This window comes from Pseudomonas ogarae, from assembly GCF_014268695.2.
Lineage (GTDB): Bacteria > Pseudomonadota > Gammaproteobacteria > Pseudomonadales > Pseudomonadaceae > Aquipseudomonas > Aquipseudomonas kilonensis.
The window spans coordinates 913652-930495 of record NZ_CP077086.1 but is presented as its reverse complement, the minus strand read 5'-3'; the positions used below and the strand labels follow the sequence as shown (position 1 = coordinate 930495).

General features: G+C 61.3%; 16 protein-coding genes. 8 read left to right on the top strand and 8 right to left on the bottom strand.

The window, feature by feature from the left end; genetic code table 11:
* Positions 1-274 precede the first annotated feature (274 nt).
* The 7 genes from HU749_RS03980 (at position 275) to HU749_RS03950 (ending at position 5539) form a co-directional block, all read left to right on the top strand.
* Complete coding sequence (locus tag HU749_RS03980) at positions 275-769, top strand: hypothetical protein (RefSeq protein ID WP_095963254.1); 495 nt, start codon at positions 275-277, stop codon at positions 767-769.
* A gap of 154 nt (positions 770-923) precedes the next feature.
* Entirely contained in the window at positions 924-1556 is a 633-nt protein-coding gene (locus HU749_RS03975; protein WP_018606248.1) for a TetR family transcriptional regulator, read from the top strand.
* Positions 1557-1832: 276 nt separating this feature from the next.
* The gene (gene ureE, locus HU749_RS03970) at positions 1833-2333 is read left to right on the top strand and encodes an urease accessory protein UreE (RefSeq protein WP_046064357.1); all 501 of its coding nucleotides are present in this window, start codon (positions 1833-1835) and stop codon (positions 2331-2333) included.
* Entirely contained in the window at positions 2330-3004 is a 675-nt protein-coding gene (locus tag HU749_RS03965) for an urease accessory protein UreF (protein ID WP_046064356.1), read from the top strand. The genes ureE and HU749_RS03965 overlap by 4 nt, the downstream gene beginning before the upstream one ends.
* A gap of 9 nt (positions 3005-3013) precedes the next feature.
* On the top strand, positions 3014-3628 hold the full coding sequence (gene ureG, locus HU749_RS03960) for an urease accessory protein UreG (RefSeq protein WP_003197309.1): 615 nt from the start codon (positions 3014-3016) through the stop codon (positions 3626-3628).
* Between the two features lie 31 nt (positions 3629-3659).
* On the top strand, positions 3660-4232 hold the full coding sequence (locus tag HU749_RS03955; RefSeq protein ID WP_003197307.1) for a HupE/UreJ family protein: 573 nt from the start codon (positions 3660-3662) through the stop codon (positions 4230-4232).
* Positions 4233-4405: 173 nt separating this feature from the next.
* Positions 4406-5539 carry an AGE family epimerase/isomerase gene (locus HU749_RS03950; RefSeq protein ID WP_186651126.1) on the top strand — a complete coding sequence of 378 codons (1134 nt, stop codon included), beginning with the start codon at positions 4406-4408 and terminating at the stop codon, positions 5537-5539.
* Positions 5540-5667: 128 nt separating this feature from the next.
* Here the strand turns inward: HU749_RS03950 and HU749_RS03945 are convergent, their stop codons facing one another.
* The 8 genes from HU749_RS03945 to amaB all read right to left on the bottom strand — a co-directional run bounded on the left by HU749_RS03945 (position 5668) and on the right by amaB (position 15577).
* On the bottom strand, positions 5668-6432 hold the full coding sequence (locus HU749_RS03945; protein ID WP_014336332.1) for an SDR family oxidoreductase: 765 nt from the start codon (positions 6430-6432) through the stop codon (positions 5668-5670).
* A gap of 761 nt (positions 6433-7193) precedes the next feature.
* Positions 7194-7910 (bottom strand): ABC transporter ATP-binding protein, encoded by a 717-nt coding sequence (locus HU749_RS03940; RefSeq protein ID WP_018606262.1) that lies wholly within the window; start codon positions 7908-7910, stop codon positions 7194-7196.
* Positions 7907-8779 (bottom strand): ABC transporter ATP-binding protein, encoded by an 873-nt coding sequence (locus HU749_RS03935; protein ID WP_014336330.1) that lies wholly within the window; start codon positions 8777-8779, stop codon positions 7907-7909. The genes HU749_RS03940 and HU749_RS03935 overlap by 4 nt, the downstream gene beginning before the upstream one ends.
* Complete coding sequence (gene livM / locus HU749_RS03930) at positions 8776-10056, bottom strand: high-affinity branched-chain amino acid ABC transporter permease LivM (RefSeq protein WP_186651124.1); 1281 nt, start codon at positions 10054-10056, stop codon at positions 8776-8778. The genes HU749_RS03935 and livM overlap by 4 nt, the downstream gene beginning before the upstream one ends.
* Before the next feature lie 2 nt (positions 10057-10058).
* On the bottom strand, positions 10059-10973 hold the full coding sequence (locus tag HU749_RS03925) for an ABC transporter permease subunit (RefSeq protein ID WP_079301661.1): 915 nt from the start codon (positions 10971-10973) through the stop codon (positions 10059-10061).
* A gap of 164 nt (positions 10974-11137) precedes the next feature.
* On the bottom strand, positions 11138-12274 hold the full coding sequence (locus tag HU749_RS03920; RefSeq protein WP_060739399.1) for a branched-chain amino acid ABC transporter substrate-binding protein: 1137 nt from the start codon (positions 12272-12274) through the stop codon (positions 11138-11140).
* A 370-nt stretch (positions 12275-12644) separates the two neighbouring features.
* Complete coding sequence (gene amaA, locus HU749_RS03915; protein ID WP_095963257.1) at positions 12645-13928, bottom strand: L-pipecolate oxidase; 1284 nt, start codon at positions 13926-13928, stop codon at positions 12645-12647.
* A 158-nt stretch (positions 13929-14086) separates the two neighbouring features.
* On the bottom strand, positions 14087-15577 hold the full coding sequence (gene amaB / locus HU749_RS03910) for an L-piperidine-6-carboxylate dehydrogenase (RefSeq protein ID WP_095963258.1): 1491 nt from the start codon (positions 15575-15577) through the stop codon (positions 14087-14089).
* 178 nt (positions 15578-15755) lie between these two features.
* Here amaB and HU749_RS03905 point away from each other — a divergent pair, with 178 nt between their 5' ends.
* Positions 15756-16664: a LysR family transcriptional regulator gene (locus tag HU749_RS03905; protein WP_095963259.1), complete on the top strand. Its 909-nt coding sequence runs from the start codon at positions 15756-15758 to the stop codon at positions 16662-16664.
* Positions 16665-16844: the final 180 nt, after the last annotated feature.

Below are 16844 nucleotides of genomic sequence, written 5' to 3'. Positions count from 1 at the left end.
TACAGGTGCCGATGAACGGCACAAAAAAATGCCAGGATCCTGACCGATCAGCCAACAAACTGTTACCGCATCCGCACATTTGCGAGGCAACAGTGGGTACAAAATACCCACCTCGGTGCAAAACGGCACCTCGGAAACGCCCGTTCTAGAGCCTTCGCGCTGAACAATCAATTCCGTTGATTATTACCATTGCGTTTATGAACTTTTATATCGACTTATCGAGAGTAGCATTGCCCTCGTACCCACTTTATCGCCCTCCCAAGGAGCAACGATCATGAAACGCCAATTACTGATGAGCCTGTCCCTTTCACTGCTGGCCTCGACTGCCTTCGCACTGCCAGCTTCCGAACAAGCTACGCCACAGGTCAAGGACAGCCACTCTGTCTACAGCCAGACTGTTGCCGAAGGTGGCCGTGACAAACTGGAAGAAAAAGGCCTGGTTGAGGACGGTTATGACCGTACCAAACAGAGTGATGCCCTGGCCGAAGACGGTTCTGACCGCACTCCTGGCCAGACCATTGCCGCAGACGGTTCCGACCGCACTCCTGGCCAGACCCTCGCCGCAGACGGTTCCGACCGCACCCCTGGCCAGACCCTTGCCGCAGACGGTTCTGACCGCACCCCTGGCCAGACCCTTGCCGCAGACGGTTCCGACCGCACCCCTGGCCAGACCCTTGCTGAAGACGGGTCTTCCCGCACCAAACTGGGCGAAACCGTGGCCGAAGGCGGTGGTGATCGCACGATCGAACGCAATGGCACAGTGAGCTGAGCCCATGGTGGCCCAAAAAAAAGCCCGATTCCTGCAATCGGGCTTTTGACTTTTCAAGCCCTGCGTTTTCCCGCCCCCCCTCTCTACCGTTCGACGTCGGCAAAGCCGATTTGCTAGAGTGCGTCGCTCCCGTGAATCAGAAGCCAGCCCTGCGATGCTGCCCCGCGCCGAACAGAAACAACAGACCCGAATTGCCCTGATGGATGCAGCCCGTCATTTGATGGAGTGTGGCCGGGGATTCGGTAGCCTGAGCCTGCGGGAAGTCACCCGGACAGCCGGCATCGTGCCCACCGGGTTCTACCGCCACTTTGACGATATGGACCAACTGGGCCTGGCACTGGTCAGCGAAGTCGGCCAGACCTTCCGCGAAACCATCCGCCTGGTACGCCACAACGAATTCGTCATGGGCGGCATTATCGATGCCTCGGTGCGGATCTTTCTCGATGTGGTGCAGGCCAACCGATCGCAGTTCCTGTTCCTGGCCCGCGAGCAATACGGCGGCTCCCTGCCGGTGCGCCAGGCCATCGCCCAATTGCGCGAAGACATCAGCTCGGACCTGGCCGCCGACCTGGCCTTGATGCCCAAGTTGCAGCACCTGGACCTGGCCGCCCTGGGCGTGATGGCCGACCTCATCGTCAAGAGCGTATTCGCCACCCTGCCCGACATCATCGACCCACCCGCCCAAGCCCTCCCCGAACACCTCACGCCCCAGGCGAAGATTACCCAGCAACTGCGGTTCATCTTTATTGGCCTCAAGCATTGGCAAGGGCTGGGCAGCACCGAATAAACCCCGGATGTACCCCACTGTGGGAGCGAGCTTGCTCGCGATAGCGGTGCATCAGTCCCCATCAATGCCAACTGAACCAACGCCTTCGCGAGCAAGCTCGCTCCCACAGGTTCTTTTTGCGCCCGTCGCATAATGGTGCGCTACATCTCGGCGCGCACCAACATGGCACGCAATCCGCCCCATCCTGAAACGCCATCCCAGCTATTTCCTACATCTCTTTCGGTTGGCAAGCCCCTTGCTCTAAACACAGCACTGTTCATTGCTGGAAGCACTCCGATGCTGGTGATTCACCGCAGAATCGACACTCAACCGCGCTGGGACGCCGAGCTGCACCTGACCTTTGACGCCCGCAGCAAAAGCCGTCTGCGCTGTTTCAGTGCCGAGGGTGAAGATGTGGGGTTGTTCCTGGAACGAGGCCAACCGCCGCTGTACGACGGCGAATGCCTGCAGGCCGAAGACGGGCGCATCGTGCGCGTCTGCGCTCGCGCCGAACAACTGCTGCATGTCAGCTGCGCCAATGCTTTTGAACTGACCCGCGCCGCCTATCACCTGGGCAATCGCCATGTCGCCTTGCAAGTGGGCGATGGCTGGTTGCGCCTGCTGGACGATTACGTGCTCAAGGCGATGCTCGAGCAACTGGGCGCCCGCGCCGAACCCATCGAAGCCCCGTTCCAGCCGGAACACGGCGCTTATGGCGGCGGTCACCATCACTCCCGGCACGGCGACGAAGATTTCAACTACGCGCCGCGCCTGCATCAGTTTGGCGTGCGCACATGAACCCGGCCTGGGCGCTGCTGCGTCTGGCCAGCCCGCAGTTGCCGATTGGCGGCTACAGCTATTCCCAGGGACTGGAGATGGCGGTGGACAACGGCCAGGTGAAGAACCCCGACGACGCCCGTCGCTGGATCAGCGATCAATTGCTGCTGAACCTGGCGCGTTTCGAAGCGCCTTTGCTGCTGGCGCACTGCAGCGCAGCAGCCGCTGACGATTGGAACGCGTTGCTGCAACGCTGTGAAGAGCATCGCGCCAGCCGGGAAACCCGCGAGCTGTACCAGGAAAGCCGGCAGATGGGCTACTCGTTGCAGCAATTGCTCGCCGGCCTGCCGGAGCTCGACCGTGCCGCCCGGGACTTTCTTGAACAGCGCAGCGAGCCGCACCTGGCCTTGTGCTGGGCCCTGGCAGCCCGCGCCTGGCATATCGCCCCCCAGGACGCCCTCGCCGCCTGGCTGTGGAGCTGGCTGGAAAACCAACTGGCGGTGCTGATGAAAACCCTGCCCCTGGGCCAGCAAGCCGCCCAGCGCCTGACCAGCGAGCTGCTGCCGCTGCTGCAACAGGCCCAGCACGACGCCTCGAACATCGACCCCGACCATTACGGCAGCGCCGCCTTTGGCCTGTCCCTGGCGTGCATGGCCCATGAGCGCCAGTACAGCCGTCTGTTCCGTTCCTAGGAGACACATATGAATACACAACCTCTGCGCGTCGGTATCGGCGGCCCGGTAGGTTCCGGCAAGACCGCCCTGACCCTGGCCCTGTGCCTGGCTCTACGTGAACGCTACAACCTGGCAGTGGTCACCAACGACATCTACACCCGCGAAGACGCCGACTTCCTGGTGCGCAACGAGGCCCTGGCGCCAGAGCGGATCATCGGCGTGGAAACCGGCGGCTGCCCGCACACGGCGATTCGCGAAGATGCGTCGATCAACCTTGAGGCGGTGGACCAGTTGAACCGGCGCTTTCCAGGGCTGGACCTGATCCTGGTGGAATCAGGCGGCGACAACCTGTCGGCGACCTTCAGCCCGGAGCTGTCGGACCTGACCATCTATGTGATCGACGTCTCGGCCGGCGACAAGCTGCCGCGCAAGGGCGGACCGGGCATCTGCAAATCCGACCTGCTGGTGATCAACAAAATCGACCTGGCACCGCTGGTGGGTGCATCCCTGGAAATGATGGACAGCGACACCCGGCGGATGCGCAATGGCAAGCCCTTCGTGTTCAGCAACCAGAAGACCGGCCAGGGCCTGGACGACATCATCGCCTTCATCGAGCGCCAGGGTCTGCTGACCGCCGCCTGATCTTTCCGACTGACCACAAGGAAGCTTATCCATGACCTTCAAACGCATCCTCGGCGCCCTCGCCCTGCTGCTGACCCCGGCCCTGGCCTTCGCCCACCCAGGCCATGGCGACAATGGCCTGATCGCCGGCCTCGGCCACCCCATCGGCGGGCTCGACCACTTGCTGGCAATGCTGGCTGTCGGTTTGTGGGCCGCACAACAACAAGGGGCCGCGCGCTGGGCGCTGCCCTGCACCTTCGTCGGTACGATGCTGCTCGGCGGCCTCTTGGGTTTTGAAGGCCTGGACCTGCCAGCGCTGGAAAGCGGGATCGCCGCCTCGGTACTCGCCCTCGGCCTGGCGGTGGCACTGGCGGTGCGTCCGCCGTTGAGCCTGGCGGTCGGTGCGACGGCACTGTTTGCGCTGTTCCATGGCGTGGCCCACGGCTTGGAACTGCCGGACATGTCGAGCCCGTGGGCCTATGCGGCGGGCTTCGTCGCGGCGACAGCGGCGTTGCATGGCGCCGGGTTTGCCCTGGTGCGGGTGTTGCCGCGAGCGGCGGCGCCATTGGTTCGATTGGCCGGGGCGGCTTCGGCGGCGGCTGGGGTCTGGTTGCTGGCGGGCTGATTCTCTAGCGCCTTCAAAGGCCCCTTCGCGAGCAAGCCCGCTCCCACAGTTTGAGCGATCCCTGTGGGAGCGGGCTTGCTCGCGAAGGCGGCCTGACAGCCGCCCCATCTCCCCAGGCCTGCCACTCTGCTACCATGTCGCGCAATCGCCCCCAGCCGTGACGACGTCCGCCAATGCCTGATGCTTCCCGCCCCGCTCCCCAGCCTGAATTGACTGCCCTGTTTGCAACGGTGCGTCAGCATTTTCACGACGTGATCGTGCCGATGTGGCAAGGCCCGGGCTGGAATGCCGAACTGGCGCTGCCCTATGAATCCCTGGATGCCGAACATGCGCCGCTGCCACCCCAGCGCTACCGCGCCATGGCCTGTGCGCGGCAGCTGTATGTGTTCGCCAGCCTGATTGGCGAAATGCCCCAGGCCGAGGAACGGGCCAGCGCACTGTTCCGCTCGCTGCAACGTCATTTCCACGACGCCGAACACGGCGGCTGGTTCTACAGCATCGACCCGCAAGGCGCGCCGCTGGACACCGGCAAAGACCTCTACACCCACGCCTTTATCCTGTTCGCCTGCGCCCATTACTGGGGCAAGGTTCGCGAACCGCTGGTGGAATCGGTGCTCAACGCAAGCCTGGAGGTCATTGCCAAGCGCTTTGCCAGCGCAGACGGTCTCTACGAGGCCAGCCTCAAGCGCGATTGGTCAACGACCGGATCCGGACCGTTGCAAAACCCCTTGATGCACTTGGCCGAAGCGTTCCTCGCCACCCTCTCGGTCCGCGAAGACGCCAACACCCGCCAGGCGTTGCTGAGCCTGTGCGACGGGATGTCCAAGCAGTTCATCGAGCCGCAGCAACGCGTGATGATGGAGAAGCCGCTCAAGGCTGTGGATAACTGGTTCGAACCGGGACACCAGTTCGAATGGTATTACTTGCTGGCTTCATCGCCGCTGTTGCGCAACGGCAAGTTGCACACGGCCCTGGAGCGCAGCTTCGGCCATACCGAACAACTAGGTGTCGATCCGGACTCCGGCGCTGTGTGTGCAATGCTGGCCTTGGGATCCCAGGCAGGCCCACGCGATGCCACCCAACGCATCTGGGCCCAGGCGGAATACTTGCGGGCACTCACTTTGCGCCCGGGCAACCAGAGGCTGCTGCTGCGTCAATTGCAGGCGCTGCAGCAGCATTTCCTGCATGCCAAGGGCTGGAACGAATGCCTGGACGCCGACGGCATCGTCAGCCGCCGGGACATGCCGTCCACCACGCCGTATCACCTGCTGACCTGCTATCGCGGGCTGGCCGATTATCTCGCGTAACAGCTCTGTGGCGAGGGGATTTATCCCCGTTGGGGAGCGTAGCTCCCCTAAGACCCGAGCCCCGATCTATCTTTTTAGGGCTGCTGCGCAACCCAGCGGGGATAAATCCCCTCGCCACAGGCGCCCTATTAAGCCTTGTTGCGCTCAATGGCAAACCCGGCCCAGGTCTGGCTCACCGGCATCAGCTCCAGGCTGTTGATGTTGATGTGTGCTGGCGCATTGAGCACCCAGAAAATCGTATCGGCGATGTCCTGTGGCTGGATCGGCTCGGCACCAGCGTAGGTCGCGTTGTAGCGCTCCTGGTCGCCACCGAAGCGCACCAGGGAGAACTCGCTCTCGCACAGGCCCGGCTCAATATTGCTCACCCGCACGCCCGTGCCTTGCAGGTCGCAACGCAGGTTCAAGGAGAACTGTTTGACGAACGCCTTGCTCGCGCCATACACGTGGCTGCCCGGATACGGGTAGTTGCCGGCGATAGAGCCCAGGTTGACGATCCCGGCCCCACGACCATGGGCTATCAGGCGCGGCAACAGCAGGCGAGTGCTGTAGAGCAGTCCTTTCACATTCGTGTCGACCATGGTGTCCCAGTCATCGAGGTCGCACTTGGGCGCCGGGTCAACGCCCAGGGCCAGGCCGGCGTTGTTGATCAGCCCGCGCAATTTGGCGAAGGATGGCGGCAGGTTGGCGATTGCCTCTTCCATGGCCTTGCGATCACGCACATCCAATACCAAGCCATGGACTTCGGTCTGCTTCGACAGCTCGGCACAGAGGGCATTGAGGCGTTCTTCACGACGACCGGTCAGCACCAGTTTCCAACCGGCCTCGGCAAAACGACGGGCACAGGCTTCACCAAAACCGGACGTCGCGCCGGTAATAAACAGGGTGTCAGACATCGTGTTCTCCTTGTTTGAACTTCAACAGCCATTAAATGGAAATCGGCCCACAGCATGCCCGCCCTGGCACGGTAGGGGCAAGGCTTGCACACGGCTTTTGCCCCACAACTGCTCATAAAACAACCAATCAGCGCCAGGCCTTGTCCAACAAGGGCCGCAGCCGGTTGCCCGCACCTTATCCACAGGCACGTCCACAGTAATCGGGGGCAAGTGCAAAACCCGCAAGCCGCTGTGCATAAGGCTTTGCGGGGTATTTGGAATAATTTTTTCGCTTGACCCTGCAAGTGAGGTTGTGCAGCGCAAGTTATCTGCTATAAGCCAACGCGAAATGGGCGATGGCTCCAAGCCAGTAACGACGGTACTCAGCGCGGTCTTTCCAGAGTTTAATCACAGACTTATCCACAGGCTTGCCCACTGACTTTCGAGCCCATTGCAGTGTTCATAAAAGTGTTGACAACAGCCACTCCCGCTTGACTAAAAACGCCTGATCAAAAAACAACCATAGGTCTGCAAGCCACGTATTCAAAGGCTTGCAGCCAGCTACTCCCACGTTACCCACAGCCAGTTCCACAGCAAACGGGGACAAGTCAAAACCGTGACAAAACAACTGTTTGCGGCGACTTTATGTCGCGGTTTCGCAAGGACTCAGGATTGTTGTCCACAATTGCAAAACCGCATAAAAACCCTGTGGGGTTGGTGGTGTTTTGCAGAGATAAAAAAACCGGCGATCACTCGCCGGTTTTTTCATTGCAACAGCCGCCTCAATGCCCGCCCAGGTACGCGTTGCGCACTTCCTCGTTGGCGAGCAACTCCTTGCCTGTGCCGGTCAGGCGGATTTCGCCGTTGACCATCACATAGGCCCGGTCCGACAGCCTGAGGGCGTGGTTGGCGTTCTGTTCCACCAGGAAGATGGTCATCCCGGTGGAGGCCAGCTCGCGCAGGGTGGCGAAGATCTGCTTCACCACGATCGGCGCCAGCCCCAGGCTCGGCTCATCGAGCAGCAACAACTTGGGCCGGCTCATCAATGCCCGAGCGATGGCGAGCATTTGCTGCTCGCCGCCGGACATGGTCATGGCCCGCTGGTTGCGGCGCTCCTTGAGCCGTGGAAACAGCTCGAACATGCGCTGCATGTCTTCGCTGGCATATTTGTCACCGATGGGAATGGTGCCCATTAGCAGGTTTTCCTCGACGGTCATGTCCGGGAATACCCGCCGCCCTTCCGGCGACTGCGCGATGCCGTTGGAGGCAATGTAGTGCGACGACTTGTGGGTGATGTCCACGCCCTGGTAGATGATCTGCCCGCCGGCTGCACGCGGCTGACCGAAAATCGACATCAGCAACGTGGACTTGCCGGCCCCGTTGGAGCCGATCAGGCTCACGGTTTCACCTTCACCGATGTGCATCGAGACTTTTTTCAGGGCCTGGATCGGCCCGTAGAACACGTCCAACTCCTTGAGCTCGAGGATAGGTCCACTCATACCAGTTCCTCTTCATCGGCACCCAGGTAGGCCGCGATCACCTTCGGATCGTTGCGAATCGCCTCGGGACCGCCCTCGGCGATCACGTTGCCGTGGTCCAGCACCACGATGTGGTCGGAAATGCTCATTACCATGCCCATGTCGTGTTCGATCAGCACCACGGTCAGATCATGCTCGTCGCGCAGCAGCCGGATCATCGCGCTCAGCGCTTCGGTTTCCTGAGGGTTGAGGCCGGCGGCCGGTTCATCGAGGCAGATGATCTGTGGGCGTGTGCACATGGCCCGGGCGATTTCCAGGCGCCGCTGCTGACCATAGGAAAGCTCGCCCGCCAAGCGGTTGGCGCAATCCACCAGGTCCACCACTTCCAGCCAATAGAAGGCATGGTCCAGGGCGTCGCTTTCGGCCTTGCGGTAGCCCTTGGTGTTGAGGATGCCCGCCACCATGCTGCGGTTGACCCACATGTGCTGGGCCACCAGCAGGTTTTCCAGCACCGACATTTCCTTGAACAGGCGAATGTTCTGGAAGGTGCGCGCCAAACCGGCGCGGTTCACCAGGTGGGTGCCGCCGAACATCTTGTAGTACAGCCGGCTGGCGAAGGACTTCGGCGAGACGAAGTCAGTCAGGCGAAACGCTTCGCCCAACAGCTTGATGACGTTGGTTTGCTCGCCACGCACACTGAGCTCGATCTTGCCGCCCGAAGCCTTGTAGAAGCCGGTCAGGCAGTTGAACACCGTAGTCTTGCCCGCACCATTGGGGCCGATCAGGGCGAAGATCGAGTTGCGCTTGACTTGCAGGCTGACGTCGCTGAGGGCCTTGATACCACCGAACTGCATCATCAGGTTTTCAACTTTGAGTACGACTTCGCTCATGGCGCCACCCCCTTGCGCGGCGTTACCCCGGTACGGCTGATACGGATCAGGCCGCGAGGCCGCCAGATCATCATCAACACCATCAGTACGCCGAACAGCAGCACCCGGTATTCAGAGAAACTGCGCAGCAGCTCCGGCGCCACGGTGAGCACAAACGCGGCAATCACCACGCCGACCGTCGAGCCCATGCCCCCCAGCACCACGATCGCCAGGATCAGCGCCGACTCGAAGAAGGTGAACGACGACGGGTTGACGAAACCCTGGTAACTGGCGAAGAACACCCCCGCCAGGCCAGCCGTGGACGCGCCGATGGTGAAGGCCGAGAGCTTGACCAGCACATGGTTCAGGCCCATGGAGCGACAGGCGATTTCATCCTCGCGCAAGGCCTCCCAGGCACGCCCGACCGGCATGCGGGTCAGGCGATGCTTGACGTAGAGCACCAGCAGCACCGTGATGAACAGCACGATGTAGATGAACAGGAATTTGATATTGGGGTTGTAGTCGAGGCCGAAGAACTCATGGAACGGCACCCCGCCATCTTTCGCTCGTCGGCTGAACTCCAGGCCGAAAAAGGTCGGCGACGGCACGGGCATGCCATTCGGCCCGCCGGTGAACGACAGCCAGTTGTTGAGTACCAGGCGAATGATCTCGCCAAAACCCAGGGTCACGATGGCCAGGTAGTCACCGTGCATTCGTAACACCGGGAATCCCAATATGCACCCCGCCATCGCAGCCGCGATGGCCGCCAGTGGCAGTACGGTCCAGAACCCCAGCCCCAGGTATTGGTAGCCCAGCGCCAGGCCATAGGCGCCGATGGCGTAGAACGCCACGTAACCCAGGTCGAGCAGCCCCGCCAGGCCGACCACGATGTTCAGGCCCAGGCCCAATAGCACATAGATCAACCCGAGGATGACCACGGTGAGCACGTATTTGTTGGCGAAGAACGGAAACACGATGGCAATCACGATCAGCGCCGGGATGATCCAGCGCAGCCGCGACTTGTAGTCGGGTGGCAGCACATGCACGTCGGAACCGGTGCTCTCGAACCCCTGGAGAATCTTCAGTCCCTTGGGGGTTTGCAGGAACAGGCTCAAGGCAAAGCGCCCGATCATCACGATCGCCACCAGCCAGCCGACGCGGGCCGGTTGCAGGTTGAAGCTGTAGCCGTCGAGCACCACGCCGACGATCGGCCCGAACACGATCAGCGAGATCAGGCCGGCCAGGATCGCGTCGATGACGCTCTGTTTGATATCAAGCGGTTTATTGGCAGCAGACATACTTATACCTTCGCCACGAGTGGGCGACCCAGCAGGCCTTGGGGACGGAAAATCAGAATCAGCACCAGAAGAGAGAAACTGAACACGTCTTTGTAGTCAGAGTTGATCAGACCGGCGAACAGCGACTCGGAAATGCCGAGGATGATCCCGCCGAGCATCGCCCCAGGCAGGGAACCGATGCCGCCGAGTACCGCCGCGGTGAACGCCTTGATGCCGATGATGAAGCCGGCATAGAAGTCGAACGTGCCGTAGTTCATGGTGATCAGTACACCGGCCAAGGCCGCCATGGCCGCGCCGATGATGAATACGTAGGAAATGACCCGGTCAGTGTTGATCCCCAGGATCGAGGCCATCTTGCGGTCTTGCTGGGTCGCGCGGCACATGCGTCCGAGCTTGGTGTACTTGATGATGTAGGTCAGCAAGGCCATCCCGGCGAATGCGGCGATCAGGATGAAAATCTTGGTGTAGGTGAGCTGGACGAAACCGCTGCCGATGTCGACGCGCATGGCGCCTTCAAGCAGCGTCGGGATACCCTGTTGGCGGGCGCCCTGGCTGATCTGTGCGTAGTTCTGCAGGATCAGCGAGATGCCGATGGCACTGATCAGCGGTGCCAGGCGGGTCGAGTTGCGCAGGGGTTTGTAGGCGACGCGTTCGATGACCCAGCCATAGACCCCGGTGACCACGACCGTGAACACGAGGGTGCCGAGGATCATAAGCGGAAAGGATTCAATACCGAAGTAAGCCAGCAGAGCCAGACTGATTGCCGCGAGGTAAGCGGAGATCATGTAAACCTCGCCGTGGGCGAAGTTGATCATGCCGATGATGCCGTAGACCATTGTGTAGCCGATGGCGATCAGACCATAGACCGACCCTAGGGTCAGGCCATTGATCAGTTGCTGCAGGAAAATACCATCCATAACGCAATCTCACGCAGTGAGAACCTGCACACCCTTGAGTGTGCGGTTCTTCTAAGGAAAATACAGATTTACGTCGGAGCAATGTCAGGCGCGACCGATGTGCGCACCTTGGAAATCGGGGCTTGCCCGGCTGCCAAAGGAGGCGTGGACGGTCGCTTCAGCCCTTACTTCTGTTTTTCCAACTGGTGGTATTTGCCGTCCTTGTCCCACTGGTAGACCACGTAGTCGGAGACTTTCAAGTCGCCCTTGGTGTCCCACTCCTTCTTGCCCATCACGGTCTGGACGGGGTTGGCCTTGAGCCACTTGGCCGCGTCTTCGCCTTTGTTGGACTTGGCGCCATTGAAACCGGCGGCCAGGGCCTGGACCGAAGCGTAGGCGTACAGGGTGTAGCCTTCAGGCTCGGTGCCATTCTTGCGGAACTCTTCAACCACGGCCTTGCTGTCTGGCAGCAGGCGCGGGTCGGCGCCGAAGGTCATGTACACGCCATCGACGTATTGCGCGCCGCCGGCGGTGGTGACCAGTTCGTCAGTCACGATGCCGTCGTCGGACATGAACTTCACGTCCTTGAGACCTTGCTCACGCAGTTGGCGAACCAGCGGACCGGCTTCCGGGTGCAGGCCCCCGAAATAAACCACGTCGGCACCGACCGAACGGATCTTGGTGACCACGGCGCTGAAGTCTTTCTCGCCGCGGGTCAGGCCTTCGTACAGCACCTCCTTCACGCCACGCTTGGCCAGTTGTGCCTTGGTGGCATCCGCCAGGCCTTGGCCGTAGGTGTCCTTGTCGTGCAGCACGGCCACTTTCTTGCCCTTGAGCACGTCAACGATGTAGTCGCCTGCCACGATGCCCTGCTGGTCGTCACGACCGCACATGCGGAACATGGCGCTCAGGCCGCGCTCGGTAACCTGTGGGTTGGTGGAACCCGGGGTGATGGCGATGATGCCGGCTTCGTCGTAGACCTCGGAGGCCGGGATGGTGTTGGACGAGCAGAAGTGCCCGACCACGCCGATCACCTTGTCCTGGTCGACCAGGCGGTTGGCCACGGCCACGGCCTGCTTGGGTTCGCAGGCGTCGTCGCCGGCGACCAGTACGATCTTCTCACCATTGACGCCACCGGCCTTGTTGATGGCATCGGCTGCCGCCTGGGCACCTTTCATGTACTGCTCGCCAAATGCAGCGTTGGCACCGGTCATCGGCCCCGCCACACCAAATTTCACATCAGCTTGAGCAAACGCAGAAACACCCAACGCAGCTGCCACTGCGAGGGCCAGGAAACCTTTCTTGTAAAACGTCTGGGACATGAGGTGGTGCTCCAAGGTTTTTTTTAGTTGGCACTGCGACTTCATTTCACTGAAAAGCTCAGAGCAAGGGCCGTGCCATCGGTTTTTTATTCTGAAAAAAGTCGCTGCTTTATTGTTATTTCGACTGTTTCGAGCCCTTTTTCATAGGGCGTGCAACCGTCTAAACCGCACGAGGTGCAACCTTTTATTTAAATGGGTGAAACCCTCCGTGAGCCATCATTGCAACCATCGCACGAAACGGCGTGCAACCACTGTGTAACAACCCGCGTCACCGAACTGCACACTGTCGGTGCGCGATTGCTACAACCCGCACCATAACAGGCTAGACGCTACGCCGGAAAAAGCGGGCTCCAGCAACAATTTTCAACACTCAAATGACGATCCGCAGGCACTGGCCCGCGTGATACAGCGAGAAGCCTGCCTCATACAAGCAACTGCGCAACCCCACCCCGGCCATCGGCTGCATGGGGGCGAACGGGATCGGCAGGGCCTGGGCATCGCCGTGGCACAGGTAGTCGGCGAACGCCTTGCCGACCACAGTACCGGTGGTCACGCCCCGGCCGTTGTAGCCGGTCACGGCCACCAGCCCGGGGGCCGGTTCGAACAGGCGCATCAAGTGATCGGGGGTGAAGGCAATGCAACCGGTCCAGGTGCACTCCCACTCCACCGATTTGAGGTAAGGAAAATAGTGCTGCTGCACCCGATCGGCCCAAGCCTTGAGGAACCAGGTCGGCTTGCGGTTGCCATTGCCCAGGCTGCCCAGCAGCAAACGGCCATCCTTGTCCCGGCGGATGCTGCTCAACACCTGGCGGGTATCCCACGAGCCCTGCCCGCCCGGCAGAATGCGTCGGGCGGCCTCGTCAGTCAGTGGGGCCGAAGCGACCTGATAGTAATAACCGGGGAAGAAATTTCGCCGCAGTTCGGTCCAGTCGCCCTCGGTATAGGCGTTGGAGGCGATCACCACCTGCTCGGCCAGCACGGAACCCTGGGCAGTCTGCACCGACCAGCGCTGGCCTTGGCGTTCCAGGCGCGTCACAGGTGAATGGTCGAACAACTGGCCGCCAAGGTCTGTGGCCGCCTTGGCCAACCCGCTGGTGTAGGCCATCGGGTTGAGCGTGCCGGCGCGACGGTCGAGCAGTGCCGCGGCGATTTTCGACGTGCCGGTGGCATCGACACAGGCCTGGCCGGTGAGCAATTCCACCGGGGCACCGCGGCGCTTCCATTGTGCTTCACGGCTGCGCAGGTCGGCCTCGCCCCGGGCGTTATGGGCCATGTGCAAGGTGCCTTCGCGGCGCAGTTGGCAATCGATGTTGTATTTATCGATGAGGCTGAACACCAGGGCCGGCGCGGCCCCCAGCATGCGGTTGAGCTGGCTGCCCACCGCCTCGCCGAACCCGGCCTCGATGTCATCCGGCGGGATCCACAGGCCGGCGTTGACCAGGCCGACGTTACGCCCCGATCCGCCGTGCCCGGCCCGATGGGCCTCCACCACAACCACGCGCTTGCCTTGTTCGAGCAAATGCACCGCCGCCGACAACCCGGTAAAACCCGCGCCGATCACGCAGACGTCGGCCGTGACTTCACCGGTGAGCGCGCTGTTTTCAGGCCTTTGCGGCGTCAGTTTTTCCCACAGACATTCTTCGCGTAACGGCATTGCCAGACTCCGAAAAAGAAACCCAACCACCACACCATTTCATTTGTGGGAGCGAGCTTGCTCGCGATGACGGTTTATCTACCGATATTGATGTCGGCTGATTCGACGCTATCGCGAGCAAGCTCGCTCCCACACGGGATCACCGCTTGGCTCAAGCCTTAATCAAAGGTAATCCCCTGCGCCAACGGCAACTCCAGCGAGTAGTTCACGGTGTTGGTCTGGCGGCGCATGTAGCCGCGCCACGCGTCGGAGCCGGATTCGCGACCGCCGCCGGTTTCTTTTTCGCCACCGAATGCGCCGCCGATCTCCGCGCCGCTCGGGCCAATGTTGACGTTGGCGATGCCGCAGTCGCTGCCCACGGCCGACATGAATTGCTCGGCTTCACGCACGTCGGTGGTGAAGATGCAGGACGACAGGCCCTGGGGCACGGAATTGTTCAGGTGCAAGGCCTCGGCAAAGTCCTTGTAGCCGACCACGTACAGGATCGGTGCGAACGTTTCGTGGCGCACCACATCGCTCTGCTCGGGCATCTCGACGATGGCTGGCGAGACGTAATAGGCATTCGGGAACTGGTCTTCAAGCTGACGCTTGCCACCAAAGACTCGCCCACCTTCGCTCAAGGCCTGCTCCAGCGCATCCTGCATGCTGTCGAAGCTGTGCTTGTCGATCAGCGGCCCGACCAGGTTGCCTTCCAACGGATGGCCGATACGCACTTTCGAATAGGCGGCCTTGAGGCGGGTGACGATTTCTTCCTTCACCGATTCATGGGCAATCAGCCGGCGCAGGGTGGTGCAACGCTGGCCGGCGGTGCCGACGGCGCTGAACAGGATGGCACGCACGGCCATGTCCAGGTCGGCGCTCGGCGCCAGGATCATGGCGTTGTTGCCGCCCAGTTCCAGAATGCTGCGGGCAAAACGCGCAGCGACTTTCGGTGCCACTTCACGACCCATGCGAGTGCTGCCCGTGGCGCTGATCAACGCCACGCGCGGGTCATCCACCAGTGCTTCACCGGCATCACGGCCGCCAATGATCACCTGGCTCAGGTACGGCGGTGCGTCACTGAAATTCTTCAGCACGCGCTCGAACAACGCCTGGCACGCCAGGGCGGTGAGCGGGGTCTTTTCCGATGGCTTCCAGATCACCGCGTTACCACACACCAGGGCCAGCGTGGTGTTCCAGGCCCAGACCGCCACCGGGAAGTTGAAGGCACTGATCACCCCAACCACACCCAGCGGATGCCAGGACTCACGCATGTGGTGACCCGGACGCTCGGAAGCGATGGTCAGGCCGTACAGCTGGCGGGACAGGCCGACGGCAAAGTCGCAGATATCGATCATTTCTTGCACTTCACCCAGACCTTCCTGGGTGATCTTGCCAGCTTCCCACGACACCAGCTCGCCGAGGTCGGCCTTGTATTCACGCAACAGGTCGCCAAATTGACGCACCAGCTCGCCGCGACGCGGGGCCGGCACCTGGCGCCACAGGTCGAAGGCGTGTTCGGCACGGCTGACCTGCTGCTCGACTTCAGCCGCGCCTTCCCAGTTCACGGCGCCGATACGGCTGCCATCAATGGGCGAATGCACCGGTTGTGTGCCGTTCTGGTACAAGGCCGAGTCGACGCCCAAGCGATCAAGCAATGCAGCAACCATGGAAAATTTCCTCACACGAAAAACAAAGGATTGGCAGCCGGACGAATGCGACTGATCAGACCTGTAGTTGTAGCTGGCCTGAGTCTTGCCAACAAACGACCTTTAAGCGAGATATCATTCCGTTTATTCATGCTGGCCATGACCGGATAAGCAGAGCCACAAGAAATAAGGCCTCATCATGCTCAATAAACGCTATTTGCCGTCGATCACGGCGCTGCAATGCTTCGAAGCGGTGACCCGCCACTTGAGCTTCACCCGTGCCGCCGAAGAGCTGAACCTGACCCAGAGCGCCGTCAGCAAACAGGTCGCGCAACTGGAGGAGTTGCTGCAGCACTTGCTGTTCCGACGCGTGCGCCGACGCTTGCAACTGACGCCAGCTGGAGACTTGTACCTGGGGGAAGTGCGAAAAATCCTCACGCAGGTGGAGATGTCTACCCATTACCTGCGTTCCTACGGTGGCGATACTGAAGTCCTACGCGTTTCCACGCCCCCGACCTTCGGCGCCCGTTGGTTGGTCCCACGCTTGAAGGGCTGGCGATTGCGGCATCCGACCATTCACCTGGACCTGTGCAGCGAGCAGGAAGCCGATGACTTGCTGCAAGGGCGCAGCGACCTGGCGTTCTATTTCGGCCAAGGCTCGCGCCCCGGCACCGAATCCCTGAAGCTGTTTGGTGAAGAACTGGTGCCGGTCTGTGCGCCCGGCAGCCTGCCTGAGCAGCCCTTCACCGACCCGACCCAACTGGCCGAGCTGGTGCTGCTGCAAAACGCCTCGCGGCCCCAGGCCTGGCACGACTGGTTCGACAACCAGGGCTACCACACCGAACACAGCTACCACGGGCCGCGTTTCGAAACCTTCTACATGTGCATCCGCGCCGCCCAGGTAGGCTGCGGCGTCGCCCTGCTGCCGCGGTTTCTGGTGGAAGAAGAACTGGCCGACGGCAAACTGGTCATCCCTTGGCCGCATGCGATGCCCAGCACCAACGCCTATTACCTGGCCTATCCGGAACATTCGGCGGAAGTACCCAAGGTGCGGCTTTTTGTGGAGTGGATGCTGGAGCAGATCGACAGCCCGGATGCACCGCAATAGGGGCAGCCAACACAAAGCCTTGTGGCGAGGGAGCTTGCTCCCGCTCGGGTGCGCAGCGCCCGCATGGAAAGAGAGCCGCTTCGCGCCCCAGCGGGAGCAAGCTCCCTCGCCACAGAAAACACTGGCAATACCCACCACGGTTATGCGCCACTAGCCCTTTCACTACAAACCGCCGAACCT